This window comes from Aeromonas sp. QDB23 (assembly GCF_027707745.1).
Classification (GTDB): domain Bacteria; phylum Pseudomonadota; class Gammaproteobacteria; order Enterobacterales; family Aeromonadaceae; genus Aeromonas; species Aeromonas allosaccharophila.
This window is the reverse complement of the sequence record NZ_JAPCJA010000065.1, coordinates 1-21,168: the sequence shown is the minus strand read 5'-3', so window position 1 is coordinate 21,168 and position 21,168 is coordinate 1. Positions and strand designations below refer to the sequence as shown.

The window sequence follows — 21,168 nt, the reverse complement described above, 5'->3', positions numbered from 1 at the left end:
CCTGGCCGCAGTGCTCGACCTGCATACCCGGCGGGTCGTGGGCTGGGCGATGTCTGACAAACCTGATGCAGAGTTGGCAATAAAAGCACTGGAAATGGCCTATCAGCAACGAGGCTGCCCATCTGGCGTGCTGTTTCACTCTGACCAGGGCAGCCAATATGGCAGCCGGGCATTTCGGCAACGACTGTGGCGTTATCGAATGACCCAGAGCATGAGTCGCCGTGGTAATTGCTGGGATAACGCACCGATGGAGCGATTGTTCAGAAGCCTGAAGTCAGAGTGGCTTCCAGCAACGGGGTACATGGGTCTGCGGGAAGCAAAGCGGGATATCAGTTATTACCTGATGGTTTACTACAACTGGCGGCGTCCACATCAACACAATGACGGGATACCGCCAGCAAAAGCCGAGGTTCGGCCTAACCAAGTGTCCGGATTTAGTTGACCACTACACAATGAGATCGCACAAACTGGACTAAGTTCCCTTCCTCCAGTGATCTACTAATCGGCACAGCTATTTAGCCTTTCAACAACGCCTCGTTATAAGTAGGTAGATACTCTGAAATTTTATCTCATGATGATGGTTAGCTATTTGATGATCTCACCACAATTAATATCTAACCTATCAATATAATCACCCTTGATATGGACAAATAAAGACACAGAAAGAAAACGTTTTACGTTGATTTAGTGTGCGGTAGTTCAAAGGTACAGCAGTTGTTTATTTTCATTCCTAACGTTATGTCTAAAATCTCTCCACTCCTGTTCGCTACGGAATCAACAGGACAATAACAATATGGGACTCTTACCAATGAAAAAGACACTACTAGCCGTCACTATCTCTTTATCTCTGTTTGGGCTGACAGCCTGCAATTCTGAAAATACCAGCAAAGAGCATATTCCTCTTGAATTAACCGTTGCTCATATCAACGATACCCACGCCCATCTGGACCCGACGGAGAATGGCTTGGCCATACAGCCTACGGGTCAACAGAAGTTCGAGTTTTTCGCCAAACTGGGAGGCTATCCTCGGCTGAAGTTCAAACTGGATGAATTGCGCGAGCAGGCTGGCAAAGATGGTCGTCACTTCCTGACCCTGTTTGGCGGAGATGCCTTCCAGGGTACACTCTATTTCACTCAGTTCCGTGGCGAAGAAGAGTCCCGCTTGCTCTCGGATATGGGGATCGATGCAGCAACGTTGGGCAACCACGAGTTTGATCTGGGCAATGGCCCCCTAAATGATTATGCGGCCAAAGTCAATTACCCGATCGTGGCCGCTAACCTGGTCAAATCTAGTAGCAGCGCGCTAAAAGACAACCAGAATATTCACGAATATATCATTAAAGAAATAAACGGCGAGAGCGTAGGCATATTCGGTCTGGTACTCGACAATATGCACGATATTTCTTCACCAGATAAAGACACTCAGTTCCAACCAATGATTGCGTCAGCGCAGCGAACCGTTGATGCATTGAAGAAAAAAGGCGCCAATAAAATTATCATGGTGACCCATATCGGGTTGCAATCAGACCAAGCTGTCGCCAAGGCTGTCAACGGTATCGACCTGATCGTGGGTGGGCACTCTCAAACATTCCTGGGTGATATGGATGAGCTAAAATCCATTGGCTACACCGCCCATAACCAGAATCCGAGCGATGACAACACCTACGCCCAGATGGTCACTAATCCAGATGGCGGCAAAACCTGTATTGTTCAAGCCGGTGAGTGGGCCAAAGGCTATGGCCTGGTCAATGTTTCCCTGAGCAAAGAAGGCACCATCACCAAGTGTGAAGGGCGTAATACCCTGATGAGTGGCGATGACTTCACCAAGTCAGTTCCCGACCCCAAAGACAGTAAAAAAACCATCAAAGTGCCGTTGGGTGGTTCCGAGCAGACTAATGTCGTTGACTATATCGCCAAGTCCCCGGTTATCGAGATCGTGCCCGAAGATCAGACCATGCGTGATGTGATCGATACCGAGTACAAACCGGCTGTCGCAGCACTGGAGGCAAAGGTCATAGCAGATGTTCCGGTCAAACTGCCGCATGTCCGGGTTCCCACCACACCAGATGGCGCGGGCCTCATCGATCCTCTGGTCGCTGAATCACTCTACTGGAAACTGAACCAGCTTAATACCAAGGTTGATTTCACCATTCAAAACGCGGGTGGCGTGCGAGCTGACGTCAATGCCACACCGCTCACCGTTGGATATGTCATGGGAACCTTGCTGCCTTTTGGCAACAAGATCGCCGCCTTTAACTTAAAAGGTAAAGATGTTCGTGCCACTTTGGAGTATGCAGTCGACTACGCAATTGGTCACCAGACCGGGATTGCAGCATCCAGTGGAGCCTTCCCTTATGTTGGCCATCTGAGCTACACCTACGATGGCAAACTGGCCAAAGGTTCTCGTATCACCAAGCTGGAAGTGCTGGATGCAAACGGCCAATGGGCACCATTGGACGATGAAAAAATCTACCGCGTCGGCTCAAATACCTATATTGCTGCAGGTAAAGATGGTTATAACGGCCTGCTCAAGCGTGAAGAGCTTCCCAATAAAGGCGATTACGTTGATACCGGCGTAGGTGAAAACGAAATGTTTATGGAATATGCAGAAACACAAGAAACGCTCACTGCACTGCCATACCAAACTGTAACTTACTATGCCCCCCCCAAACCATAAATCTGTATGTATGCACCACGGCGCCTGAGGGCGCCGTTTTTATGGCATACTCCCGAGCCAGCAATGCCAGAGGAGATGATTTGATGGCCAAGTACGACAAGATTTCCCCCGAGACCCAGCAGGAGGCGATGAAAATTGCCCGCGCCAACCAGAAGCCGGGGCAGACCAAGGAGCAGACCCAGCTTATCGCGCAAGGGATCCAGAAAGGCATCGACGAATACAAGAAACAGATGAAGGCGCGGGCCCGCGAAGCGAGCCGCCAGAAAAAATTGCAGGCCAAAGCCCGGCAACCACAGGGTGAGCCGCAAACCGAAGAGCAAGACGATCAGCTCGAGCTGGTTGAAGTCAGCCATCAGCATCCCCTGCCCTGGATCTTGCTAGTGCTAAGCTGGCTGGGTTTTGCCGCCGCCTGGTTCTGGTTGCGCTAAGGCGCACGGAAGCAAACCTTTATCCGCGATCCTCTTCACAGCCTGGCCCCGGACTGCTGGTGATTACATGCGAAGAGTGATTAAATCCCGCGCCTCTTGCTTAAGACACCCGTGTTTTGACGATCAGTTTTCAGGAAAGATGTTATGAACCCCGCTCCGCTCTATCTGCTGGCCCCTTTTGTGCTGTTCCTTGTGACCATGCTGCTCTATCGCATTTCACCGCTGCGGGCGGTCGCCGCCGGTGGAGTGCGCTGGTTTATCCTCCCCTCCTTTACCCTGTTTATTTTGCTGATCATCATCAACGGCGCCGCCGATCCCGCCCTGCGCAATCCGGCGTTCCACTGGCTGATGCCGGGCCTTGGCTTTGCCCTGAGCCTGTTTCCGGCCCTGCCCAAGGCGCTGGTGCCACGGCTCGCCATCAAGGAGGGTGCCTTTGCCGCCCTCGGTCTGATGCTGATGAGCCTGGCCATGGTCTACTGACCAACTGGCCACAGCCGTTAACATGACTCAAGGGGCGCTCTGTGACGGGCGCCCCTTGTACAAACAATGGCCTGCAGGCATCTTGGTGACAGGATAACCAGCAAGGAGGCCAAATGGACAATCCGCCCGATTTCATGGCGCAGTGGGATTATCAGGATCCCGCCGCCACCGCACTGCGTTTTCATGCACTCCTTCCCGAAGCACGCGCTGCCGCCGACCTGCAACTCGAACTGGAGTTGCTGACACAGATAGCCCGTACCCATTCGCTGCAACGCCAGTTTGCCGAAGCCCATCAGCTGCTCGACGAGATAGAACCGCGCCTCACCGAGGCAACCCCTAGAGCCCGGATCCGTACCCTGCTGGAGCGAGGCCGCACCTTTAATTCGGCGGACGACAAGGCCAGAGCCAAAACCCTGTTTGAGCAAGCCTGGCAGTGGGGACTCAAGGAGAAGGAGACCTATCTCGCCATCGACGCCGCCCACATGATCGCCATCGCTACGCCGCTGGAAGAGCAGAGCCGCTGGAATCAACTGGCGATGGAGCTGGCAGAGCGCAGCAGTGACGAGAAGGTGCGCGGCTGGCTTCCCCCCCTTTACAACAATCAGGGCTGGACCCTGTTAGAACTGGGCCGCTTTGAGGAGGCCAAAATCCAGCAGCAGAAGTGCCTGGCCTGGCATCTGCAAAATAACCAGCCGGCCAAGGCGTTTATTGCCCGCTGGAGTCTGGCTCGCCTGACCCGGGCCCAGGGTCAGCACCAGCAGGCACTGGCAGAGCTGCTCCAGCTCAAGGCCGATATGGCCGGGGCGGGTGAGCCGGAGGATGGTTATCTGTTCGAGGAGTTGGGGGAGAATGCCTTGGTGCTGGACGATCCGCTGGCTGCGGAATACTTCTCCCGCGCCTGGTTTTTGCTGTCGCAGGATCGCTGGTTTAGCGCCAACGAAGGGGAGCGACTGACCCGCCTCAAGCAACTCGCCAAACTCTGACTTCGCCCCCAAAAGAGAGGGCGGCCAATGCCGCCCGTCACTCGGTTGAACCGTTCCCCCTCTTACATCTTGCGGGCGTTCAGCCAGAACACGTCACGACTCACGTCACGCTCACCTCTTCCCAGCTCTGCTTCTTGCGGTAAATGGTGGAAGGGCTGATCTCGAGCAGTGCCGCTGCCTTGGGAATATTGCCGTCACAGCTGGCGATGGCCTGTTCGATCACCTCTTTTTCCACCAGCCAGAGCGGACGGATCGGCCCGCTGGCCACCCCGATAGCTGCCGGAGCCGATGCCACGGCCGCCGCAATCGCAGCCGGCAGCTGGGGACGAACCCCATTGAGCGGTGGCGGCAGAATATCCGGACTCACCAGCTCCTTGTCGTTGAGCACCACGATATTGCGCACCACGTTTTGCAGCTCGCGTACGTTGCCGGGCCAGGGGTAGTCGAGCAGCACTCGCGCCGCCTCAACGTCGAAATCCTTGAAGCGTTTGTTCTCTTCTTTGGCGTAGCTCTGCAGCAGGGTGCGCGCCAGCAGCAGGATATCCTCGCCCCGCTCCCGCAGCGGCGGCAGGGTGAGCGGAATGACATGGAGCCGATAGTAGAGATCCTCGCGAAAACGCCCCGCTTTCACCTCCACCAGCGGATCCCGGTTGGTGGCGCAGATAAAGCGCACATCCACCGTCTCGAGCTTGCCGCTGCCGACCCGCTGTACGGTGCCGGTCTGGATAAAGCGCAGCAGTTTGCTCTGCAGATCCAGGTCCATCTCGCAGATCTCGTCGAGAAACAGGGTGCCGCCATCGGCCAGACTGGCCGCCCCCTTGCGATCCCCCTGGGCGCCGGTAAAGGACCCCTTCACATGGCCGAAGATCTCGCTCTCCATCAAATCGTGGGGAATGGCGGCGCAGTTGAGGGCAATAAAGGGCTGTTCACTGCGGGGGCTGCACTGGTGAATCGCCTCGGCACACACCTCTTTGCCGGTGCCGCTCTCGCCAGTGATAAAGACGGTCGCCTTGCTGGGCGCTGCACTCTCGATGATGCGATAGACCGCCTGCATCGCCATAGAAGCGCCGATAAAGCCGAAGAACGAGCTGCGCTCGAAATTCTCCCGATAGTGGGCAACCAGCGAGCTCAACTGCTGATGTTTCAAGGCATTGCGAACGGTGGCGCAGAGCCGCTTGCTGTCAAACGGCTTGGTCAGAAAATCGAATGCACCGAGGCGCATCGCCTCCACCGCCACATCCACCGAGCCGTGGGCGGTGATCACCACCACCGAGCAAGGCAACTGCTGTTCGGTGATCATTTGCAGAATATCCATGCCGGACATATCCGGCAGTTCCAGATCCAGCAGCACCACGGGGGGAGGACTTGCCAGCAACTGCGCCAGTGCCTGCTGACCGCAGTCGGCCAGTACCACCTCGTACCCCTCCTGGCGCAGGTACTGTTCATAGACCACCGCCAGACTACGGGTATCTTCCACCAGCAGGACACGCGATTTATTTTCAGCCACCGGACTCATCCTTGTATTTGATTCTGCGATCTATTTTGCCTTTTTTCGCGCACAAACCCAACGCCAAGACAGCTCTGTTATCCCGCGATTATAGGAGATGTACAAGTGAAAACGGCTCCTTAAGGAGCCGTTTTTCACTACAAGAAGGAATTACTTCTTGGCGTCGTCAGCAGTCGGCTTCTCGATAGCCAGCAGCTCAACGTCAAACACCAGCACGGCATTCGCCGGGATGGAGCCTGCACCGTGCTCGCCATAGGCCAGCTTGGACGGCAGGAAGAACTTGAACTTGGAGCCAACCGGCATCAGCTGCACGCCTTCGGTCCAACCCGGGATAACCTGGTTGAGCGGGAAGGTGGCCGGCTCGCCACGATCGACGGAGCTGTCGAACTTGGTGCCGTCGGTCAGGGTACCGGTGTAGTGAACCTTGACGATGTCGGTAGACTTCGGCTTGGCGCCGTCACCCATCTTCTCGACCTGATATTGCAGGCCGGATTCGGTGCTCTTCACACCCTCTTTCTTGGCGTTGGCAGCCAGGTACTCTTCGCCTTTCTTCAGATTCTCAACGGCGTCTTTCTCGGCCTTGGCCTTGGTCAGCTCGTTGATCTTGGCGTCGTAATCCTGCAGTACCTTCTGGATCTCTTCATCAGTCATCTTGGCTTCTTTGCCCAGACCGTCGGTGACCCCTTTCAGGATCACGGCGTTGTCCAGTTTGATGCCCAGTTCCTGCTGACGCTCCAGGGTATTGGCGATGTAACGACCCATGGAGAGGCCAATTGCGTAGCCAGATTGCTCTTCAAAGCTCTTGGCTTCGGCCTTGGTCGCCTCTGCCGGCTTGCTGGCTTCTGCCTTCACTTCGGCGGTATTGGCCGCAGCAGGCTTCTCGTCTTTTTGGCAAGCAGTCAGACCGACGGCAACCGCCGCCGCCAACAGGGACACCTTCAGAAATTTGTTCATCAGTTTCTCCAAACTCCAAATACCGCTCTCGGTTCCATCGTGAAATGAGAGGTTTATCGTGATAAGCGCCTTATACTAACGCCGTGATCGCAGGTAACAAAAGCGTGAGACCGCAAAAATGATAAAAAGTGCCATTTATCTGGTGAGCCTCTGTTTAATGCTCACCGGTTGCGAGCAGAGCTCCCAACCCAACCAGCAAATGACCCTCGCCAGCACGGGTCTGCTGACCGCAGATCTCTCCAGTGATGGCAAGCAGGCCATCGTCTCCAGCATCAGCCAGGGCATCATCGTCTGGGATCTGGAACAGAACCGTCAACGCTGGCGCTGGAAGCAATCCGACTCGGCGGATGATCTGGTATTCATTACCCGTTTTGCCGAAGGCAACAGCCATGCCGTCACCGCCACCCCCGACACCTTTGCCACCTGGCGGCTGAACGACGGGCAGTCACAAGGCTACTACTCCCTTCCTGAATCCAAGCTGAGGGACATCGCGCTCTCTGCCGACGGTCGCTATGTGCTGATAGGGCGGGAAGATGGCAAGGCCGAGTGGCTTGATACCCAAAGCGGTCGTCGCCTGCAGTTTCTGGGGCATACCGAACAGGTCAATACGGTGGATCTCTCCGCCAACGGTCGCTACGCCCTGACCGGCGGCAACGACTACAGCGCCTATCTGTGGGATACCCGCAGCGGGCAGGTGATCTGGCGGTTCAACCATGGCGGCCGGGTGATCATGGCCAGACTGGAGCCGAGCGGCCGCTACGCCTTCACCGCCGACAGCAGCCGGGCCAGCATCTGGGATCTGAAAACCGGCAAACAGGTGAGTCAGCTGCAATATGATCACCGCTTCGAGGTCTACACCAGCGCCCGCTTTGCCAACGACGGCAAGTGGCTCATCACCGGCGCCCCTTCCCGCCAGCTCTCCTTGTGGCAAGTGAGCGATGGCGCCCTGCTGCAGAGCTGGCGCGTCTCACCGCAACCCAAGGTGAAACCGCCCAGCGCAGTGGTCTACGGCGTCGCTTTGCGCGACAATAGCCACCTTGTCAGTGCCAGCTCCAGTGGTCTGGCCGAAATCTGGACAATCAAGTAAGGACCCGAAGGCCCATGAGTCAGCAACTTAACGATCGCATCGAAACCCTGGAAACCCGTCTCGCCTATGCGGAGTACACCATAGAGCAGCTCAATGACGAGGTGACCACCCAGGGCCGTGAACTCGATCGACTCAAATACCAGATCCAGCTGCTGATCGACAAACTGCAAACAGTACAACCCAGCCAGATTGCCAGCATGGCCGAAGAGACTCCGCCGCCACACTATTGATGAGCGGCCTGCGATATTGATCCACGGACCGCCCCCCACCGGAATGAGCCTTTCCAGCCGCTTGGTCTGATAAGCAGTTTCAAGAGACTGACACTGGCAAAAACATAGCCCACGCAAACCGGTCGGCGTGCATTCAGCAAGGTGTCTGTTCAATAACAATAAAAAATCCGAAACAGGCTGAACCGGTTTCGGATTTTTTTCATCAAAATGTCCTGACAGCTGCGACTAGGCGCATCAGAATCAGCCCGCGTTAACCTTTGTAGATCTTCGGGTTAAATACATCCCGCAGCCAGTCACCCAGCAGGTTGATGACCAGCACCAGCACCACCAGACAGATACCCGGGAAGGCGGTGATCCACCAGGAGCCGGAGAAGATGTAGTTGAAGCCGACGCTGATAAGCGAACCGAGCGAGGGCTGATCAACCGGCATCCCCAGACCGAGGAAGGAGAGTGCCGCCTCGCTCATGATGGCGTTGGCCACCTGCACGGTGGAGATCACCAGAATGGGCGACAGGCAGTTGGGCAGAATGTGGCGGAACATGATGCGCGGGGCACGGAACCCCATCACCTTGGCTGCTTCCACATACTCCTTCTTCTTCTCCGCCAGCACAGAGGCGCGCACGGTACGGGCGTATTGCGGCCACTCGGCGATACCGATGATCACCACCAGCATCATGATGGCGAACTTCGAGTAGAACTCGGAGCCAAAGGTTGCCTGAAAGATGGCGGAGATGATGATCGCCACCATCATGGTGGAGAACGACAGCTGCACGTCGGCAAAGCGCATCAGCAGGTTGTCGATGCGACCACCGAAGTAACCGGCAATCAGACCGATCACGATGCCGAGCACCAGCTGCAGCGCCACCGCAAACAGGCCGATGGAGAGCGAAATACGGGCGCCATAGAGGATGGTGCTCCAGATATCGCGCCCCTGGTTGTCGGTACCGAGCCAGAAGCGCTCTTCGCCCCCTTCCAGCCAGGAGGGAGGCAGCTCGGCATCCATCAGATCAAAGCTGGTCTGGTCATAGACGTTGTGTGGTGCCAGCCAGGGGGCCAGCAGCGCCGCCAGTACAAATACCACGAACACCGCAAAGCTGAACATGGCTACCTTGTCCCGCAGGAAGTAGTAGACGATGTCAGAGTTCTTGAATCGTGCCCAACGGCTTGGGCTTGCAGTCACAGCATTAGTCATCTGTTACCCCTTGGCGGTCAGGTTAACGGTCGGGTTAATCAACCCGTAGAGCAGGTCGACCAGGGTATTGGTCACCACGAAGATCAGTCCCACGAAGATGACGTAGGCGGTGATCAGCGGGGTATCGACCCGGTGGATCGCCTCAAGGAACAGGAAGCCGGTGCCCGGCCACTGGAACACGCTCTCGGTCAGGATGGTGTAGGCCACCATGGTGCCGATCTGCACCCCGCCGACGGTAATAACCGGCAGCATGGTGTTTTTGAGGGCGTGCTGATAGTAGACCTTGTTGTTGTCCAGCCCCTTGGCGCGGGCGAATTTGACGTACTCGGAGGAGAGCTGCTCCAGCATCTCGGAGCGCACCAAGCGGATAAACAGCGGCAGCATGATGGAGGAGAGCGACACCGCAGGCAGGATCAGGTGCTTGATACCGTCCCAGGTGAAGAAGCCCGACTCCCAGCCCAGCAGGTTACGGGTCTCGCCACGGCCATAGGCCGGCAGCCAGCCCAACTGGATCGAGAAGAGGTACATCAGCATGATGGCAGTCAAAAATACCGGGATCGAGATGCCGATACTGCTCCCCGCCATGATGATCTTGGTGGGAATGCTGCGCGGGCGGATCGCCGAATAGACACCGAGTGGAATGGAGACCACCACGATGATGAGCGCGGCAGCAAACACCAGCTCAAGGGTAGCCACCAGCTTGTCGAGGATCACCTCGAGAGCGGGTCGCTTGAAGAAATAGGAGGTGCCCAAATCCCCATGCACCGCATTTTTCAAAAAACGGCTGTATTTGATGAGGAAGGGATCGTTAAGGCCCATCTTCTCACGCAACTCGTGACGCTGGGCTTCGGAGACGGATTGTCCCACCAGCTCGCGCAACGGGTCACCCAGGTTGTCCTGGATGGAGAAGGCGACCAGGCTGATGACGAACATCACTATCACGGCCTGATAGAACCGTTTCAGCAGGAATGTAAACATGCTTGTCCTTCTACGTGGCCTGTGTCGTGGCACAGGCTTCTGTTAGTGGGCGGAGTGGCCAGCTGACCACCCCGCCCCGTCCTTCCTTGCGACGTTCTCTTACTTGCTGACCACCAGGTCACCCAGGTAAGGGAAGTTCATCACGTTGACTACCGGCTTGATGTCGACGTTCTTCTTGGCGCCATAGGCCAGATCTTCCCAGTGCAGCGGCACGTAGGCAGCATCTTCGATCAGCATGGCTTCGACCTTCTTCAGCATCTCGGCACGCTTGGCCGGATCGGTCTCGGCATTGGCATCCATCACCATCTTGTCAGCTTCGGCGTTGGCATAACCGGCGCAGTTGTACTGGCCCATACCTGTCTTGGCATCCTTGGTGAAGGTCAGGAACTCGAAGAAGTTCGCGGTATCTTCAGTGTCGGAGTGCCAGCCAATCAGCTGCATGTCGGCGGCGCACTTGTCAAACTCCGGCCAGTACTGGGCCACCGGCATGGTCTTCAGATCCACCTTGATGTTGATCTTGGCCAGCATGGCGGAGACCGCCTGGGCAATCTTGACGTCGTTGACGTAGCGGGCTGCCGGGGAGATGAAGGTCATCTTGAAGCCCTTCTCGTAACCGGCCTCTTTCATCAGCTCCTTGGCCTTGGCCAGATCATACTGGGGCACCAGCGCCTCGTTGTGACCGGCATAGCCTTTCGGGCTCAGCTGGCCAGCAGGGGTACCGAAGCCCTTGTTGATCTTCTCGACGATGCCCACCTGGTTGATGGCGTAGTTGATCGCCTGACGCACGCGCTTGTCTTTCAGCGCCGGGTTGGTGTTCTGGTTCAGCTCGATGATGATGGCGCGGGTACCGGACAGGGTCACCAGCTGGGAGTCCTTGCCATTCTTGACGCGCTCGAGATCGTTCGGCGCGACCGGATAGATCATGTCCACGTCGCCACCCAGCAGGGCTGCAACACGGGTCGCATCTTCCTTGATCGGCACCACGGTCAGGTTCTCGACGTTACCCTTGGAAGCTTTATCCCAGTAGTTGGCGTTGCGGGCATAGTCCAGCTTCACGCCCTGCTCGCGGAACTTGACGGTGAACGGGCCAGTGCCTGAAACGTGGGTAGAGGCATAGGAGTCGCCGTTTTTGACGATCTCGGCCTTGTCTTTGCCTGCTTCGGTCTTGCCGGTATAGAACTTGGAGTCCATCGGGAAGATGTAGGTGACGGTCTGCAGCACCAGCGGGAACGGCTTGGCGGTGATCAGATCGACGGTGTAGTCATCGACCTTCTTCACTTCGCTGATCGGGTCGAAGATCGCCTTGAAGTCGACGGAGGCTTTCAGGCGGTTGACGGTCCACACCACGTCGTCAGCGGTGAAGTCGTTACCGGAGTGGAACTTGACCCCCTTGCGCAGGTGGAAGCGGACGGTCTTGTCATCGACACGCTCGAACTTCTCGGCCAGACGGGGCTCGAATTTCAGATCCTGGGTGTAACGCATCAGGGGATCGAATACCAGGTGCGACATCTCCAGGGTCTGACCGGAGAGCTGCTCCTGCGGATCCAGCGACGTGGCGTCAGAGGCGACACCCACTTTGATATCAGCGGCTGAGACACTGAAGGCGAAACCGGCGGCAAACAGCGCCAGGGCAATCTTGGACAATCCTTTCTTCATCTTGTTCTCCATGCTTTTGGCTTTCTTATGACACTTTTTTTGACAAGCAGACCGGCGCACCGGCGCTATCCTAGCTTGCGATTTCCAGCCCCTCGCGGGACATTCCCTTGAACTCCGGCATGAGGGAGATCAGCTTGCGGCTGTACTCATGCTCGGCATTGGTAAAGAGTTTCTCGGTCTCGGCCACCTCCACCAGATGACCGTGCTGCATCACCCCGATGCGGTCGCACATCTGGCGGATCACCGGCAGATCGTGGCTGATAAACAGCATGGTGAGCTTGAGCTCCTGCTGCAGATCCTTGAGCAGGTTGAGGATCTGGGCCTGCACCGACACATCCAGCGCCGAGGTCGGTTCATCGCAGATGAGGAAACGCGGCCGCGTGGCCAGAGCGCGGGCAATGGAAATGCGCTGGCGCTGACCGCCGGAGAATTCGTGGGGATACTTGACCCCGGCACCACGACCGAGCCCGACATGATCCAGCAGATCGTTGACGATCCCCTCGATCTGGCTCTCGCTGCTCGCCAGCTGATGGAAGCGGATCGGCTCAGCAATGATGTCGCGCACCTTCATCCGCGGGTTCATCGACGAATAGGGGTTCTGGAACACCATCTGCATCTGGCGGCGCAACGGGCGGCGCTCGCGCTCGCTCTTGAGGGCGGTGAGATCGATCCCCTCGAAGAAGATCTTGCCGGTATCAGGCGGATAGAGGCCGGTGATGGCGCGGGCAATGGTCGATTTGCCGGAGCCGGACTCCCCCACCAGACCGAAGGTCTCCCCTTCGAAGATCTCGAAGCTGATGTTGTTGCAGGCGCGCACATACTGGCGGCGGCTCGGGAAGATGGAGTCCTTGGTGACGAACCTCAGATCGACGTTCTCCACCCGCAGCAGCGCCCCTTCATAGGCACGCTCGTCCTGACTCTGTCCAAGCCAGTGGGTCTTGAGGTCGATATTGGTATCCGGCGCACTGGCATCCTCGATATAGGAGACCAGCGGGAAACGCACCAACTTTACATCGGAACGGGGTACCGCCGAGATGAGGCTGCGGGTGTAGGGGTGATTGGGGCTGCCCAGCACCTGTTCGGTCAGGCCGAACTCCACCAGATCGCCGCGATACATCACCGCCACCTTGTCGGTAACATTGGAGACCACCCCCATGTCGTGGGTCACCAGCATGCAGCCCACCTGACGCTCTTTGCAGAGGGCGCGGATAAGCTGGAGGATCTGATCCTGAATGGAGACGTCCAGCGCCGTGGTCGGCTCGTCGGCGATGATCAGCTCCGGATCGCACGACAAGGCGATGGCGATGACCACCCGCTGGCGCATGCCGCCGGAGAACTGGTGCGGATACTGTTTGATGCGCAGCTCGGGCTGCGGAATACCCACCGCCCCCATCAGCTCCAGCGCCTTGGCAAAGGCCGCCTCGCGGGAGAGCTTGGTATTGGCCAGAATGGTCTCGACCAGCTGATGCTCAACGGTGAACAGCGGGTTGAGGGAGGTCATGGGATCCTGGAAGATGAACCCGATACGGGAGCCACGAATGGCCCGCATCTCGTTCTGGCTCTTGCCGGAGATAAGCTCGCCATTGAGATAGATATCGCCACGGGCGATGCGACCCGGCGGGCTCAGCAAATCGATAACGGCGTTGCCGATGGTGGACTTGCCGGCGCCGGATTCACCGACCACCCCGACAATCTCACCCTTTTCAATAGAGAAAGAGAGATCCTTCACCGCGGCCAGCACCCCGTAGCGGGAGGGGTACTCGATCCGCAAGTTCTTTACTTCGAGCAAGGACATGTTTACCTCTGCGGGGGACATCCGTCCCAAATAATTCGTCCGTAAATCAGCCGCAGATGCCGGTTGTTACCTTGGGCAATATTTGCTCAATCCATGAGGCAGCGAAACCAGCGATCCGGGCGGGTTTTTTGCATTTTTTTGGAATAACCCGCGAGTAACTTAGACGGTTTGACCACGGGTGTAAATGATTGAGTTATACAATTCCGCAATGTTTTGTGCAGATAACCACCAATTCGGCAGCGTTAAATGATGATTTTCATCACACAAATGGCCGGTGCGTCCGTACATCTATTGGTATCATTACTTTAATTTCAACAACAACGCAACAAGCAGCATTTATCACTATTTCAAAAACGATCACGAGCCCCGAATGAGTAGTGAATATTTATGTGAAATGGATGATAAACGGCAGCATATGCCGATGAATGAAAATTAAGCAGATATAAATCGGGGGATGCCAGAACGGTCATCCCCCGGAAGGGGGCATTCAGCCAAGCCAGAACGCCAGTAATTGCATACAAAACAGGGCGAACAGGCCGGCGATCAGATCGTCCAGCATGATGCCGAATCCGCCGTGAATGCGGCGATCAAACCAGGAGATGGGCCAGGGCTTGAGCACATCAAACAGCCGGAACAGCGCGAAGCCCGCCACCACCCACTCCCAACCGGCTGGCGCGGCGATCATGGTGACGCCAAAACCGATCACCTCGTCCCAGACGATGGCGCCGTGATCTGCCATGCCGATGGCATCGGTAGCGCTCTGGCAGATGCGGATCCCCACCACAAAACCCACCGCCAGCAGGGCGATAAACCAGTGGGTCGGCATCCCGCTCACCAGCAGGTAGAGCGGAATGGCCGCCAGGGTGCCCATGGTGCCCGGCGCCTTGGGGCTGAGACCGGAACCAAACCCCACCGCCAAAAAATGAAGCGGATTTTTCAGATCCAGTCGTTTCAGCTCGGGTTTTATCCTGAACAGGCTCATGCGAAGTGATCCCACCCTTTCAGTTGCAACGCCACCGCTTGTTCGCCACGCAGGTAGTCGATACCCGGCTCGCCCGCCACGATGCGACCGATGCGGCTGAACTTGACCCCGCTGTGGGCCAGCGCCGTATCGAGCGCGCCGCGATGCTCTTCCGGCACGGTAAAGCAGAGCTCGTAGTCATCGCCACCGGCCAGCGCCAGTTGCCACGCCTCCTGCTCGCTTACCGCATCCTGCAGCACCGGCGAGAGCGGCAGCAGATCGAGATCGATCTGGGCTCGCACGCCGGAGGCCTTTAGGATATGGCCGAGATCCGATGCCAGCCCGTCGGAGAGATCCAGCGCACTGCCCGCCAGCCCGCGCAGCGCCTGTCCGGCCAGAATGCGGGGGTGGGGGTGGTCGAGCCGTGGCAACACGGCGGCCAGCTGGTTCTCGTTGAGGGTGCGTTTGCCCAGCAGGTGGGAGAGCGCCAGCGCGGCATCTCCCAGAGTGCCGGTGACATAGATGCCGTCACCGGCTTTGGCACCGCTGCGCATCAGGGCGCGTCCGGCAGGCACCGAGCCCTTCACCGAGATGGTGATGGAGAGCGGCCCGCGGGTCATATCCCCGCCCACCAGCGCGACGTTGTAATACTCGGCCAACTCCAGGAACCCTTCGGCAAAACCGGCGACCCAGCCTTCGTTGATGGCAGGCAGGGTCAGCGCCAGCGACACCCAGCGCGGCTCGGCCCCCATGGCTGCGAGATCGGAGAGATTGACCGCCAGCGCCTTGTAGCCGAGATCCACCGGATCCATGTCGGGAAAGAAGTGTATGCCACTCACCAGGGTGTCGGTGCTCACCGCCAGTTGGGTATCGGGGGGCAGGGTCAGCAGGGCACAGTCATCTCCAGGACCCATCACCACGTCCTTGCGGGCGTGGGGAACCTTGAAGTACTTATCAATCAGCTCAAATTCACCCATACAGTAAAAAGCCAGCAATAAGCTGGCTCCTCTCTTAGATGCTGACGGACAGCAGGATCAACGCTTGTTCAGCGACTTGATCACCTTGTCCAGTACACCGTTGACAAACTTGTGGCTGTCATCGGCGGCGAAGGCTTTGGCCAGCTCGATCGCTTCGTTGATGACCACGCGCGGCGGTACATCATCACGACGGGTCAGCTCATAGGTCGCCAGACGCAGGATCGCCTTGTCCACCATGTCCACTTCTTCCAGCGGACGGGAGAGGTAAGGTGCAAACACCTTGTCCAGCTCGTTGCAGTGGAGGGCTACCCCGAACAGCAGATCGCGGAAATAGCTCAGGTCTACACCCTTGGTGTCCTGATCGATCTTGAACTGCTCTTCGATGTCACCCACGTTAGCCTTGGTCATCTGCCACTGGTAGATGGCCTGGGTGGCGCAATGGCGGGCTTTACGGCGCTCAGACGGTTTCAATGTACTTCTCCTCGTTACACGTCCAGTTCTTTCAGGACGTTGATCATTTCGAGCGCTGCCAGTGCAGCCTCTGCACCCTTGTTACCCGCCTTGGTACCTGCACGCTCGATGGCTTGTTCAATGTTTTCAGTGGTCAGCACCCCGAAGGCAACGGGAATTTCATATTCCATCATTACCTGAGCCATGCCCTTGCTGTTCTCGTTTGCCACCAGGTCGAAGTGGTAGGTGCCGCCACGGATGACAGTACCGACCGCCACGATGGCGTCGTATTGACCACTCTTGGCCAGCTTCTTGATGACCAATGGCATTTCAACCGCGCCCGGCACTTTTACCAGTGTCAGGTTGCTGTCCTGCACTTGACCTTGACGCTTCAGTACGTCCACCGCACCGTTCACCAGACTGTCGTTGATGAAGCTGTTGAAACGGGCAACAACAATAGCAACGCGCGCCTCAGGAGCGGCGATATTTCCTTCGATAACCTTCATTGGAAATCCTGTATCTGTGCAATCAAAAGGGCCGGAGTCAAAAGTGCGCACATTCTAGCACAACAGACCCACGACAAAAACCATGGCCGCAATAGACAGCCATGATCGCGATTTAACCAGTCCGGCGCGCTTACTCGCCGATGTTTTCCACTACTTTCAGACCGAAATCGCCCGGAAGAGGATGGTACTTCTCTGGTGGAACTTTACTCGCCGATGTACTCAACCACTTTCAGACCGAAACCACCCGGAAGGGGATGGTACTTCTCTGGTAGAACCTTGAATCCTTTACTCGCCGACGTATTCCACGACTTCCAGCCCGAAACCACCGAGGGCGTGGTACTTCTTCGGCGAGCTCAAGAGCCGCATCTTGCTCACGCCCAGCGCCTTGAGGATCTGGGAGCCCACGCCAACCCGGCGCGAGGTGCCCTGCCACTTGGCCCCTTCCGGTGCCAGCCCCTTGTCGGCGGCCTCAAAGCCCTTGACCCGGGCCAGCAGCTCCTCGCCATGGGATTCCGCCCCCAAGATCACCAGCACCCCGCCTTCGCTGGCGATGCGCGCCATGGATTTGGGCAGCGGCCAGCTGCGGGCGGCATGACGGTCGGTCAGCAGCAGATCGCTCAGCACATCGTGCAGATGGACCCGCACCAGCGTTGGCTGATCGGCCTGTACCTCACCCTTTTTCAGGGCGAAGTGAACCTGATTGTCGATGGTGTCGCGGAAGGTGATGAGGTCAAACTCGCCAAACTCGGTGGGTAGCTTGCACTCGGCCACTTTCTCGACCGTGGTCTCGTGCTGGTTGCGGTACTCGATAAGGTCGGCGATGGTGCCGAGCTTGATGCCGTGCTGCTCGGCGAAGATCTCCAGATCCGGACGGCGCGCCATGGTGCCATCTTCGTTGAGGATCTCGACGATGACGGAGGCCGCCTCGTAACCGGCCAGACGGGCCAGATCGCAGCCCGCCTCGGTGTGACCGGCACGGGTCAGCACGCCACCATCCTGCGCCATCAGCGGGAAGATGTGGCCCGGCTGCACCAGATCGGCGGCCTTGGCATTGGGTGCCACTGCCGCTTGCACGGTCACCGCGCGATCAGCGGCGGAGATACCGGTAGTCACCCCTTCGGCCGCTTCGATGGTCACGGTAAAGGCGGTGGAGAACTGGGCATTGTTGCGATCAACCATCAGCGGCAGCGCCAATTGCTTGCAGCGATCCCGGGTCAGCGTCAGGCAGATGAGGCCACGGCCGTAACGGGCCATGAAGTTGATATCCTCAGGACGGACGCAGGAGGCGGCCATAATGAGGTCGCCTTCGTTCTCCCTGTCTTCGTCATCCATCAGGATCACCATCTTGCCCGCCTTGATATCGGCAATGATTTCCTGGGTTGTGCTCAGCGCCATGGGCTACTCCATCAGTGTGCTTGGGGGTTGAGCCAGCAGGCTCAACGCAAATGCGAGTGTATGTTGCTCTAGATTGGGGCGAGCGGCCCCATTTCAATCAGAGCGGGATCACAGAAAATCGTTTTGGTGGCCGGATTTAGCGCTCACCGTCAGAGAAAACCGGCCTTGGCCAGGGTCTCCATGGTCAGGGTGGAGGCGCTGCTCTCCTGACGTTTGCCCATCATCAGCCGCTCCAGATAGCGGGCGATCTGATCCACCTCGAGGTTGACCTTGTGGCCCGGCTTCCAGCTGGCGATGGTGGTCTCCTGCGCGGTATGGGGCACAATCGTCAGGCGGAAAAGGTCGCCCTGCACCGCGTTGACGGTAAGGCTGATGCCATCCACCGCAATGGAGCCCTTCTCGGCGATATAGCGGGAGAGCTCGCCCGGCGCCTTGATCCAGTATTCGATGGCGCGGCCGCTGCTGGAGACGCTTTTCACCTCCCCTACCCCGTCCACATGGCCGGAGACCAGATGGCCGCCGAGGCGGGAGGTGGGCATCAGCGCCTTCTCGAGGTTGACCCGATCGCCCACTCTGGCCGCGGCAAAGCCGGTGCGCGACAAGGTTTCCAGCGATACATCGGCGGTATAGCTCTTATCACCAAGAGCAACCACGGTGAGGCAAACGCCGTTGGTGGCGATGGAGTCGCCCAGCTTGACGTCGCTAAAATCCAGGCCCGGTGCGTGGACGGTGAGGGCCATGTCGTCGCCCTGACGGCGCAGTTCGGCCAGGGTTCCCACCGCTTCGATAATTCCGGTAAACATGCAGATCACCTTGCTGATGAGGGGGGCAGATTATGCCCCCTTGAACATTGATAAATCAGGCTATTTTGGCGGTAATGCGAATATCCTGGCCGACCATGCGCACATCCTTGATGTTGAGCTTGGGTGCCTGGAACAAGCGGGTCAGACCCGGCAGATGGAACAGGCCGCGCCCCTCATCCCCCATCAGTTTGGGCGCCTGATAGAGCACCAGCTCATCCACCAACCCCTTCTCCAGCAGGGCGCCGCACAGCCGCGGCCCCGCCTCGACGAGTACCGAGTTGACGTTCTGCTTGGCCAGCAGCATAAACATGCTGACCAGATCCAGCTTGCCATCCAGCAGTGGTAGTTCCAGCTGCTGCACCCACGCAGGCCACTCGCCGGATGCCTTGTGGCGAGCCAGCAGCACCGGACTCTCGCTCTGGAACAGGGGCAAGTCGGGGGTGAGCCGGTTTTGCGAATCAACGATAACCCGCAGCGGCTGGCGCAGGGTCTCTTTGGGATAGGCGGCCTTGACCGAGGGGGGCAACTCGTCCCAGCGCACGGTCAGGGAGGCGCCGTCAGCCAGCACCGTCTCGGCGCTGGAGAGCACCGCATCGTGGCGGGCCCGCAGCCGCTGCACGTCGCGGCGCGCATCAGGGGAGGTGATCCACTGGCTCTCGCCACTCGCCATGGCGGTGCGGCCATCGAGACTGGCCCCCAGCTTGACGGTCACCCGCGGGAAGGCGGTACGCATCCGCTTGAAAAAGCCCGGGTTGAGTGCCTCGGCCTCGGCACTGAGCAGGCCGAAATCGGTCTTGATGCCCGCCTCGGAGAGCATGCGCAGGCCGCGCCCACCCACCTCGGGGTTGGGATCAACCATGGCTGCCACCACCCGGGCCACCCCGGCCTTGATCAGCGCCTCGGCACAGGGGGGAGTACGACCGTGGTGGGAGCATGGTTCGAGGGTCACATAGGCGGTGGCGCCACGGGCGTTGTCACCGGCTGCGCGCAGGGCATAGACCTCGGCATGGGGTTCGCCCGCCTTCTGATGCCATCCCTCGCCCACTACCACGCCATCCTTGACCAGCACGGCGCCAACACAGGGGTTGGGGGCCGTGGTGTAACGGCCGCGGCGGGCCAGTTCGAGGGCCCGACTCATCCATTGGTAATCATCTTGACTAAACATTCGGGCTCCTTTGACAACACATCTCGACTTTACGCAGTATCGTAGGTTCGATTAGCGCAGCGTAATCGGACGCGGCAACATGGGTGAGAATGGCGGTTTACTTCTCCAGCTTGGCAATCTCTTCGCCAAATTCGCGGATATCTGCGTGTCCTGAGGTAGAGAGGGGCAAAGCAGATATCCGCTTGCCCATCCGATACCATCATTTCTCCAATTTGGCGATCTCTTCACCGAACTCGCGGATATCTGCGTGTCCTGAGGTAGAGAGGGGCGAAGCGGATATCCACTTGCCCATCCGATACCATCATTTCTCCAATTTGGCGATCTCTTCGCCGAACTCACGGATATCTTCGAAGCTGCGATAGACGGAGGCAAAGCGGATATAGGCCACCTTGTCGAGACTCTTGAGCTCATCCATCACCAGATTGCCCACCAGCTCGGAGGCAACTTCCCGCTCGCCGGTGGCACGCAGGCGGGATTTGATATGGTTGACCGCCTTTTCGATGGCCTCCATGCTCACCGGCCGCTTCTCCAGCGCCCGCAGAATGCCGGCGCGCAGCTTGTCTTCGTTGAACGGCTCGCGGGAGCCGTTGGACTTGATGACGCGGGGCATCACCAGTTCGGCCATCTCGAAGGTGGTAAAACGCTCGTGACAGAGCAGACACTCACGACGGCGGCGCACCTGATGGCCTTCTGCCACCAGACGGGAATCGATCACCTTGGTATCAACCGCACTACAGAATGGGCAATGCATCGGACCTCCGGCGTTAATGGAACAGGGACCGGCCCAGCGGGCCAGGATCTAAGTCGGCCAGTGTAGCACGGCCATCCAAAACCGGTAAAAGCCAGAAAAAACAATGCCACCCGAGGGTAATGCCAGTCAGTTAAGCCTGACTGGCATTGTTTTTATTGGCTTTTTTCACACTATACCTCTGGGGCCTTGGCTT

Annotated in this window: 21 protein-coding genes; 7 read left to right on the top strand and 14 right to left on the bottom strand. The window is 57.9% G+C overall.

The genetic code is table 11. The annotated features are described in order from the left end of the window. The 5 genes from PG888_RS20150 to PG888_RS20130 form a co-directional block, all read left to right on the top strand. Nucleotides 1–442 (top strand): IS3 family transposase (locus PG888_RS20150; RefSeq protein WP_270694141.1); only part of this gene is annotated, 442 nt, incomplete at its 5' end. Between the two features lie 366 nt (nt 443–808). Beyond that, the gene (locus PG888_RS20145; RefSeq protein WP_182938967.1) at nt 809–2,677 is read left to right on the top strand and encodes a bifunctional metallophosphatase/5'-nucleotidase; all 1,869 of its coding nucleotides are present in this window, start codon (nt 809–811) and stop codon (nt 2,675–2,677) included. Nucleotides 2,678–2,760: 83 nt separating this feature from the next. After that, nucleotides 2,761–3,105 (top strand): DUF2956 domain-containing protein, encoded by a 345-nt coding sequence (locus tag PG888_RS20140; RefSeq protein WP_058053003.1) that lies wholly within the window; start codon nt 2,761–2,763, stop codon nt 3,103–3,105. Nucleotides 3,106–3,249: 144 nt separating this feature from the next. Next, complete coding sequence (locus PG888_RS20135) at nt 3,250–3,585, top strand: hypothetical protein (RefSeq protein ID WP_042060908.1); 336 nt, start codon at nt 3,250–3,252, stop codon at nt 3,583–3,585. 113 nt (nt 3,586–3,698) lie between these two features. After that, nucleotides 3,699–4,568: a hypothetical protein gene (locus PG888_RS20130; RefSeq protein WP_270694140.1), complete on the top strand. Its 870-nt coding sequence runs from the start codon at nt 3,699–3,701 to the stop codon at nt 4,566–4,568. Between the two features lie 100 nt (nt 4,569–4,668). Here the strand turns inward: PG888_RS20130 and PG888_RS20125 are convergent, their stop codons facing one another. Together PG888_RS20125 and fkpA are read right to left on the bottom strand one after the other, a co-directional pair. Next, on the bottom strand, nt 4,669–6,075 hold the full coding sequence (locus PG888_RS20125) for a sigma-54-dependent transcriptional regulator (protein WP_182938965.1): 1,407 nt from the start codon (nt 6,073–6,075) through the stop codon (nt 4,669–4,671). Between the two features lie 150 nt (nt 6,076–6,225). After that, complete coding sequence (fkpA, locus tag PG888_RS20120) at nt 6,226–7,029, bottom strand: FKBP-type peptidyl-prolyl cis-trans isomerase (RefSeq protein WP_042060902.1); 804 nt, start codon at nt 7,027–7,029, stop codon at nt 6,226–6,228. 118 nt (nt 7,030–7,147) lie between these two features. On the opposite strand from fkpA, the gene PG888_RS20115 reads away from it, so the two are divergent. Together PG888_RS20115 and PG888_RS20110 are read left to right on the top strand one after the other, a co-directional pair. Next, nucleotides 7,148–8,116 carry a hypothetical protein gene (locus PG888_RS20115; RefSeq protein ID WP_182938964.1) on the top strand — a complete coding sequence of 323 codons (969 nt, stop codon included), beginning with the start codon at nt 7,148–7,150 and terminating at the stop codon, nt 8,114–8,116. 14 nt (nt 8,117–8,130) lie between these two features. Continuing rightward, nucleotides 8,131–8,346, top strand: a complete 216-nt coding sequence (locus tag PG888_RS20110) for a SlyX family protein (RefSeq protein ID WP_139708077.1) — start codon at nt 8,131–8,133, stop codon at nt 8,344–8,346. Between the two features lie 250 nt (nt 8,347–8,596). Here the strand turns inward: PG888_RS20110 and PG888_RS20105 are convergent, their stop codons facing one another. The 12 genes from PG888_RS20105 to nrdR form a co-directional block, all read right to left on the bottom strand. Next, nucleotides 8,597–9,538, bottom strand: a complete 942-nt coding sequence (locus tag PG888_RS20105; protein ID WP_042656709.1) for an ABC transporter permease — start codon at nt 9,536–9,538, stop codon at nt 8,597–8,599. 3 nt (nt 9,539–9,541) lie between these two features. Further along, nucleotides 9,542–10,516 carry an ABC transporter permease gene (locus tag PG888_RS20100; RefSeq protein ID WP_005343520.1) on the bottom strand — a complete coding sequence of 325 codons (975 nt, stop codon included), beginning with the start codon at nt 10,514–10,516 and terminating at the stop codon, nt 9,542–9,544. A gap of 99 nt (nt 10,517–10,615) precedes the next feature. After that, nucleotides 10,616–12,172 (bottom strand): ABC transporter substrate-binding protein, encoded by a 1,557-nt coding sequence (locus PG888_RS20095; RefSeq protein ID WP_182938963.1) that lies wholly within the window; start codon nt 12,170–12,172, stop codon nt 10,616–10,618. Between the two features lie 70 nt (nt 12,173–12,242). Continuing rightward, nucleotides 12,243–13,967 (bottom strand): dipeptide ABC transporter ATP-binding protein, encoded by a 1,725-nt coding sequence (locus PG888_RS20090; RefSeq protein WP_111809160.1) that lies wholly within the window; start codon nt 13,965–13,967, stop codon nt 12,243–12,245. A gap of 487 nt (nt 13,968–14,454) precedes the next feature. After that, a complete protein-coding gene (locus PG888_RS20085) occupies nt 14,455–14,949 on the bottom strand; it encodes a phosphatidylglycerophosphatase A family protein (protein WP_182938962.1) in 495 nt (164 codons plus the stop codon). Continuing rightward, nucleotides 14,946–15,905: a thiamine-phosphate kinase gene (gene thiL, locus PG888_RS20080; protein ID WP_182938961.1), complete on the bottom strand. Its 960-nt coding sequence runs from the start codon at nt 15,903–15,905 to the stop codon at nt 14,946–14,948. Before thiL ends, PG888_RS20085 begins: the two co-directional genes overlap by 4 nt. 57 nt (nt 15,906–15,962) lie before the next feature. Beyond that, the gene (gene nusB, locus PG888_RS20075; RefSeq protein WP_042656704.1) at nt 15,963–16,376 is read right to left on the bottom strand and encodes a transcription antitermination factor NusB; all 414 of its coding nucleotides are present in this window, start codon (nt 16,374–16,376) and stop codon (nt 15,963–15,965) included. Nucleotides 16,377–16,390: 14 nt separating this feature from the next. Beyond that, nucleotides 16,391–16,861: a 6,7-dimethyl-8-ribityllumazine synthase gene (ribH, locus tag PG888_RS20070; RefSeq protein WP_005338866.1), complete on the bottom strand. Its 471-nt coding sequence runs from the start codon at nt 16,859–16,861 to the stop codon at nt 16,391–16,393. A 285-nt stretch (nt 16,862–17,146) separates the two neighbouring features. Then, on the bottom strand, nt 17,147–18,256 hold the full coding sequence (gene ribBA / locus PG888_RS20065) for a bifunctional 3,4-dihydroxy-2-butanone-4-phosphate synthase/GTP cyclohydrolase II (RefSeq protein ID WP_058052396.1): 1,110 nt from the start codon (nt 18,254–18,256) through the stop codon (nt 17,147–17,149). Between the two features lie 149 nt (nt 18,257–18,405). Further along, entirely contained in the window at nt 18,406–19,059 is a 654-nt protein-coding gene (locus PG888_RS20060; protein WP_101531050.1) for a riboflavin synthase, read from the bottom strand. A 55-nt stretch (nt 19,060–19,114) separates the two neighbouring features. After that, nucleotides 19,115–20,224, bottom strand: coding sequence for a bifunctional diaminohydroxyphosphoribosylaminopyrimidine deaminase/5-amino-6-(5-phosphoribosylamino)uracil reductase RibD (gene ribD, locus PG888_RS20055; RefSeq protein WP_182938960.1), 1,110 nt, complete (start codon nt 20,222–20,224; stop codon nt 19,115–19,117). A gap of 301 nt (nt 20,225–20,525) precedes the next feature. Further along, nucleotides 20,526–20,975, bottom strand: coding sequence for a transcriptional regulator NrdR (gene nrdR / locus PG888_RS20050; protein WP_005338880.1), 450 nt, complete (start codon nt 20,973–20,975; stop codon nt 20,526–20,528). Nucleotides 20,976–21,168 lie beyond the last annotated feature (193 nt).

Bases quoted from the DNA above. Each gene is read 5' to 3' on its own strand.
- PG888_RS20145 (WP_182938967.1), top strand. From the start codon at position 809: ATGAAAAAGACACTACTAGCCGTCACTATCTCTTTATCTCTGTTTGGG.
- PG888_RS20140 (WP_058053003.1), top strand. From the start codon at position 2,761: ATGGCCAAGTACGACAAGATTTCCCCCGAGACCCAGCAGGAGGCGATG.
- PG888_RS20135 (WP_042060908.1), top strand. From the start codon at position 3,250: ATGAACCCCGCTCCGCTCTATCTGCTGGCCCCTTTTGTGCTGTTCCTT.
- PG888_RS20130 (WP_270694140.1), top strand. From the start codon at position 3,699: ATGGACAATCCGCCCGATTTCATGGCGCAGTGGGATTATCAGGATCCC.
- fkpA (WP_042060902.1), bottom strand. From the start codon at position 7,029: ATGAACAAATTTCTGAAGGTGTCCCTGTTGGCGGCGGCGGTTGCCGTC.
- PG888_RS20115 (WP_182938964.1), top strand. From the start codon at position 7,148: ATGATAAAAAGTGCCATTTATCTGGTGAGCCTCTGTTTAATGCTCACC.
- PG888_RS20110 (WP_139708077.1), top strand. From the start codon at position 8,131: ATGAGTCAGCAACTTAACGATCGCATCGAAACCCTGGAAACCCGTCTC.
- PG888_RS20105 (WP_042656709.1), bottom strand. From the start codon at position 9,538: ATGACTAATGCTGTGACTGCAAGCCCAAGCCGTTGGGCACGATTCAAG.
- PG888_RS20100 (WP_005343520.1), bottom strand. From the start codon at position 10,516: ATGTTTACATTCCTGCTGAAACGGTTCTATCAGGCCGTGATAGTGATG.
- PG888_RS20095 (WP_182938963.1), bottom strand. From the start codon at position 12,172: ATGAAGAAAGGATTGTCCAAGATTGCCCTGGCGCTGTTTGCCGCCGGT.
- PG888_RS20090 (WP_111809160.1), bottom strand. From the start codon at position 13,967: ATGTCCTTGCTCGAAGTAAAGAACTTGCGGATCGAGTACCCCTCCCGC.
- PG888_RS20085 (WP_182938962.1), bottom strand. From the start codon at position 14,949: ATGAGCCTGTTCAGGATAAAACCCGAGCTGAAACGACTGGATCTGAAA.
- thiL (WP_182938961.1), bottom strand. From the start codon at position 15,905: ATGGGTGAATTTGAGCTGATTGATAAGTACTTCAAGGTTCCCCACGCC.
- ribH (WP_005338866.1), bottom strand. From the start codon at position 16,861: ATGAAGGTTATCGAAGGAAATATCGCCGCTCCTGAGGCGCGCGTTGCT.
- ribBA (WP_058052396.1), bottom strand. From the start codon at position 18,256: ATGGCGCTGAGCACAACCCAGGAAATCATTGCCGATATCAAGGCGGGC.
- PG888_RS20060 (WP_101531050.1), bottom strand. From the start codon at position 19,059: ATGTTTACCGGAATTATCGAAGCGGTGGGAACCCTGGCCGAACTGCGC.
- ribD (WP_182938960.1), bottom strand. From the start codon at position 20,224: ATGTTTAGTCAAGATGATTACCAATGGATGAGTCGGGCCCTCGAACTG.
- nrdR (WP_005338880.1), bottom strand. From the start codon at position 20,975: ATGCATTGCCCATTCTGTAGTGCGGTTGATACCAAGGTGATCGATTCC.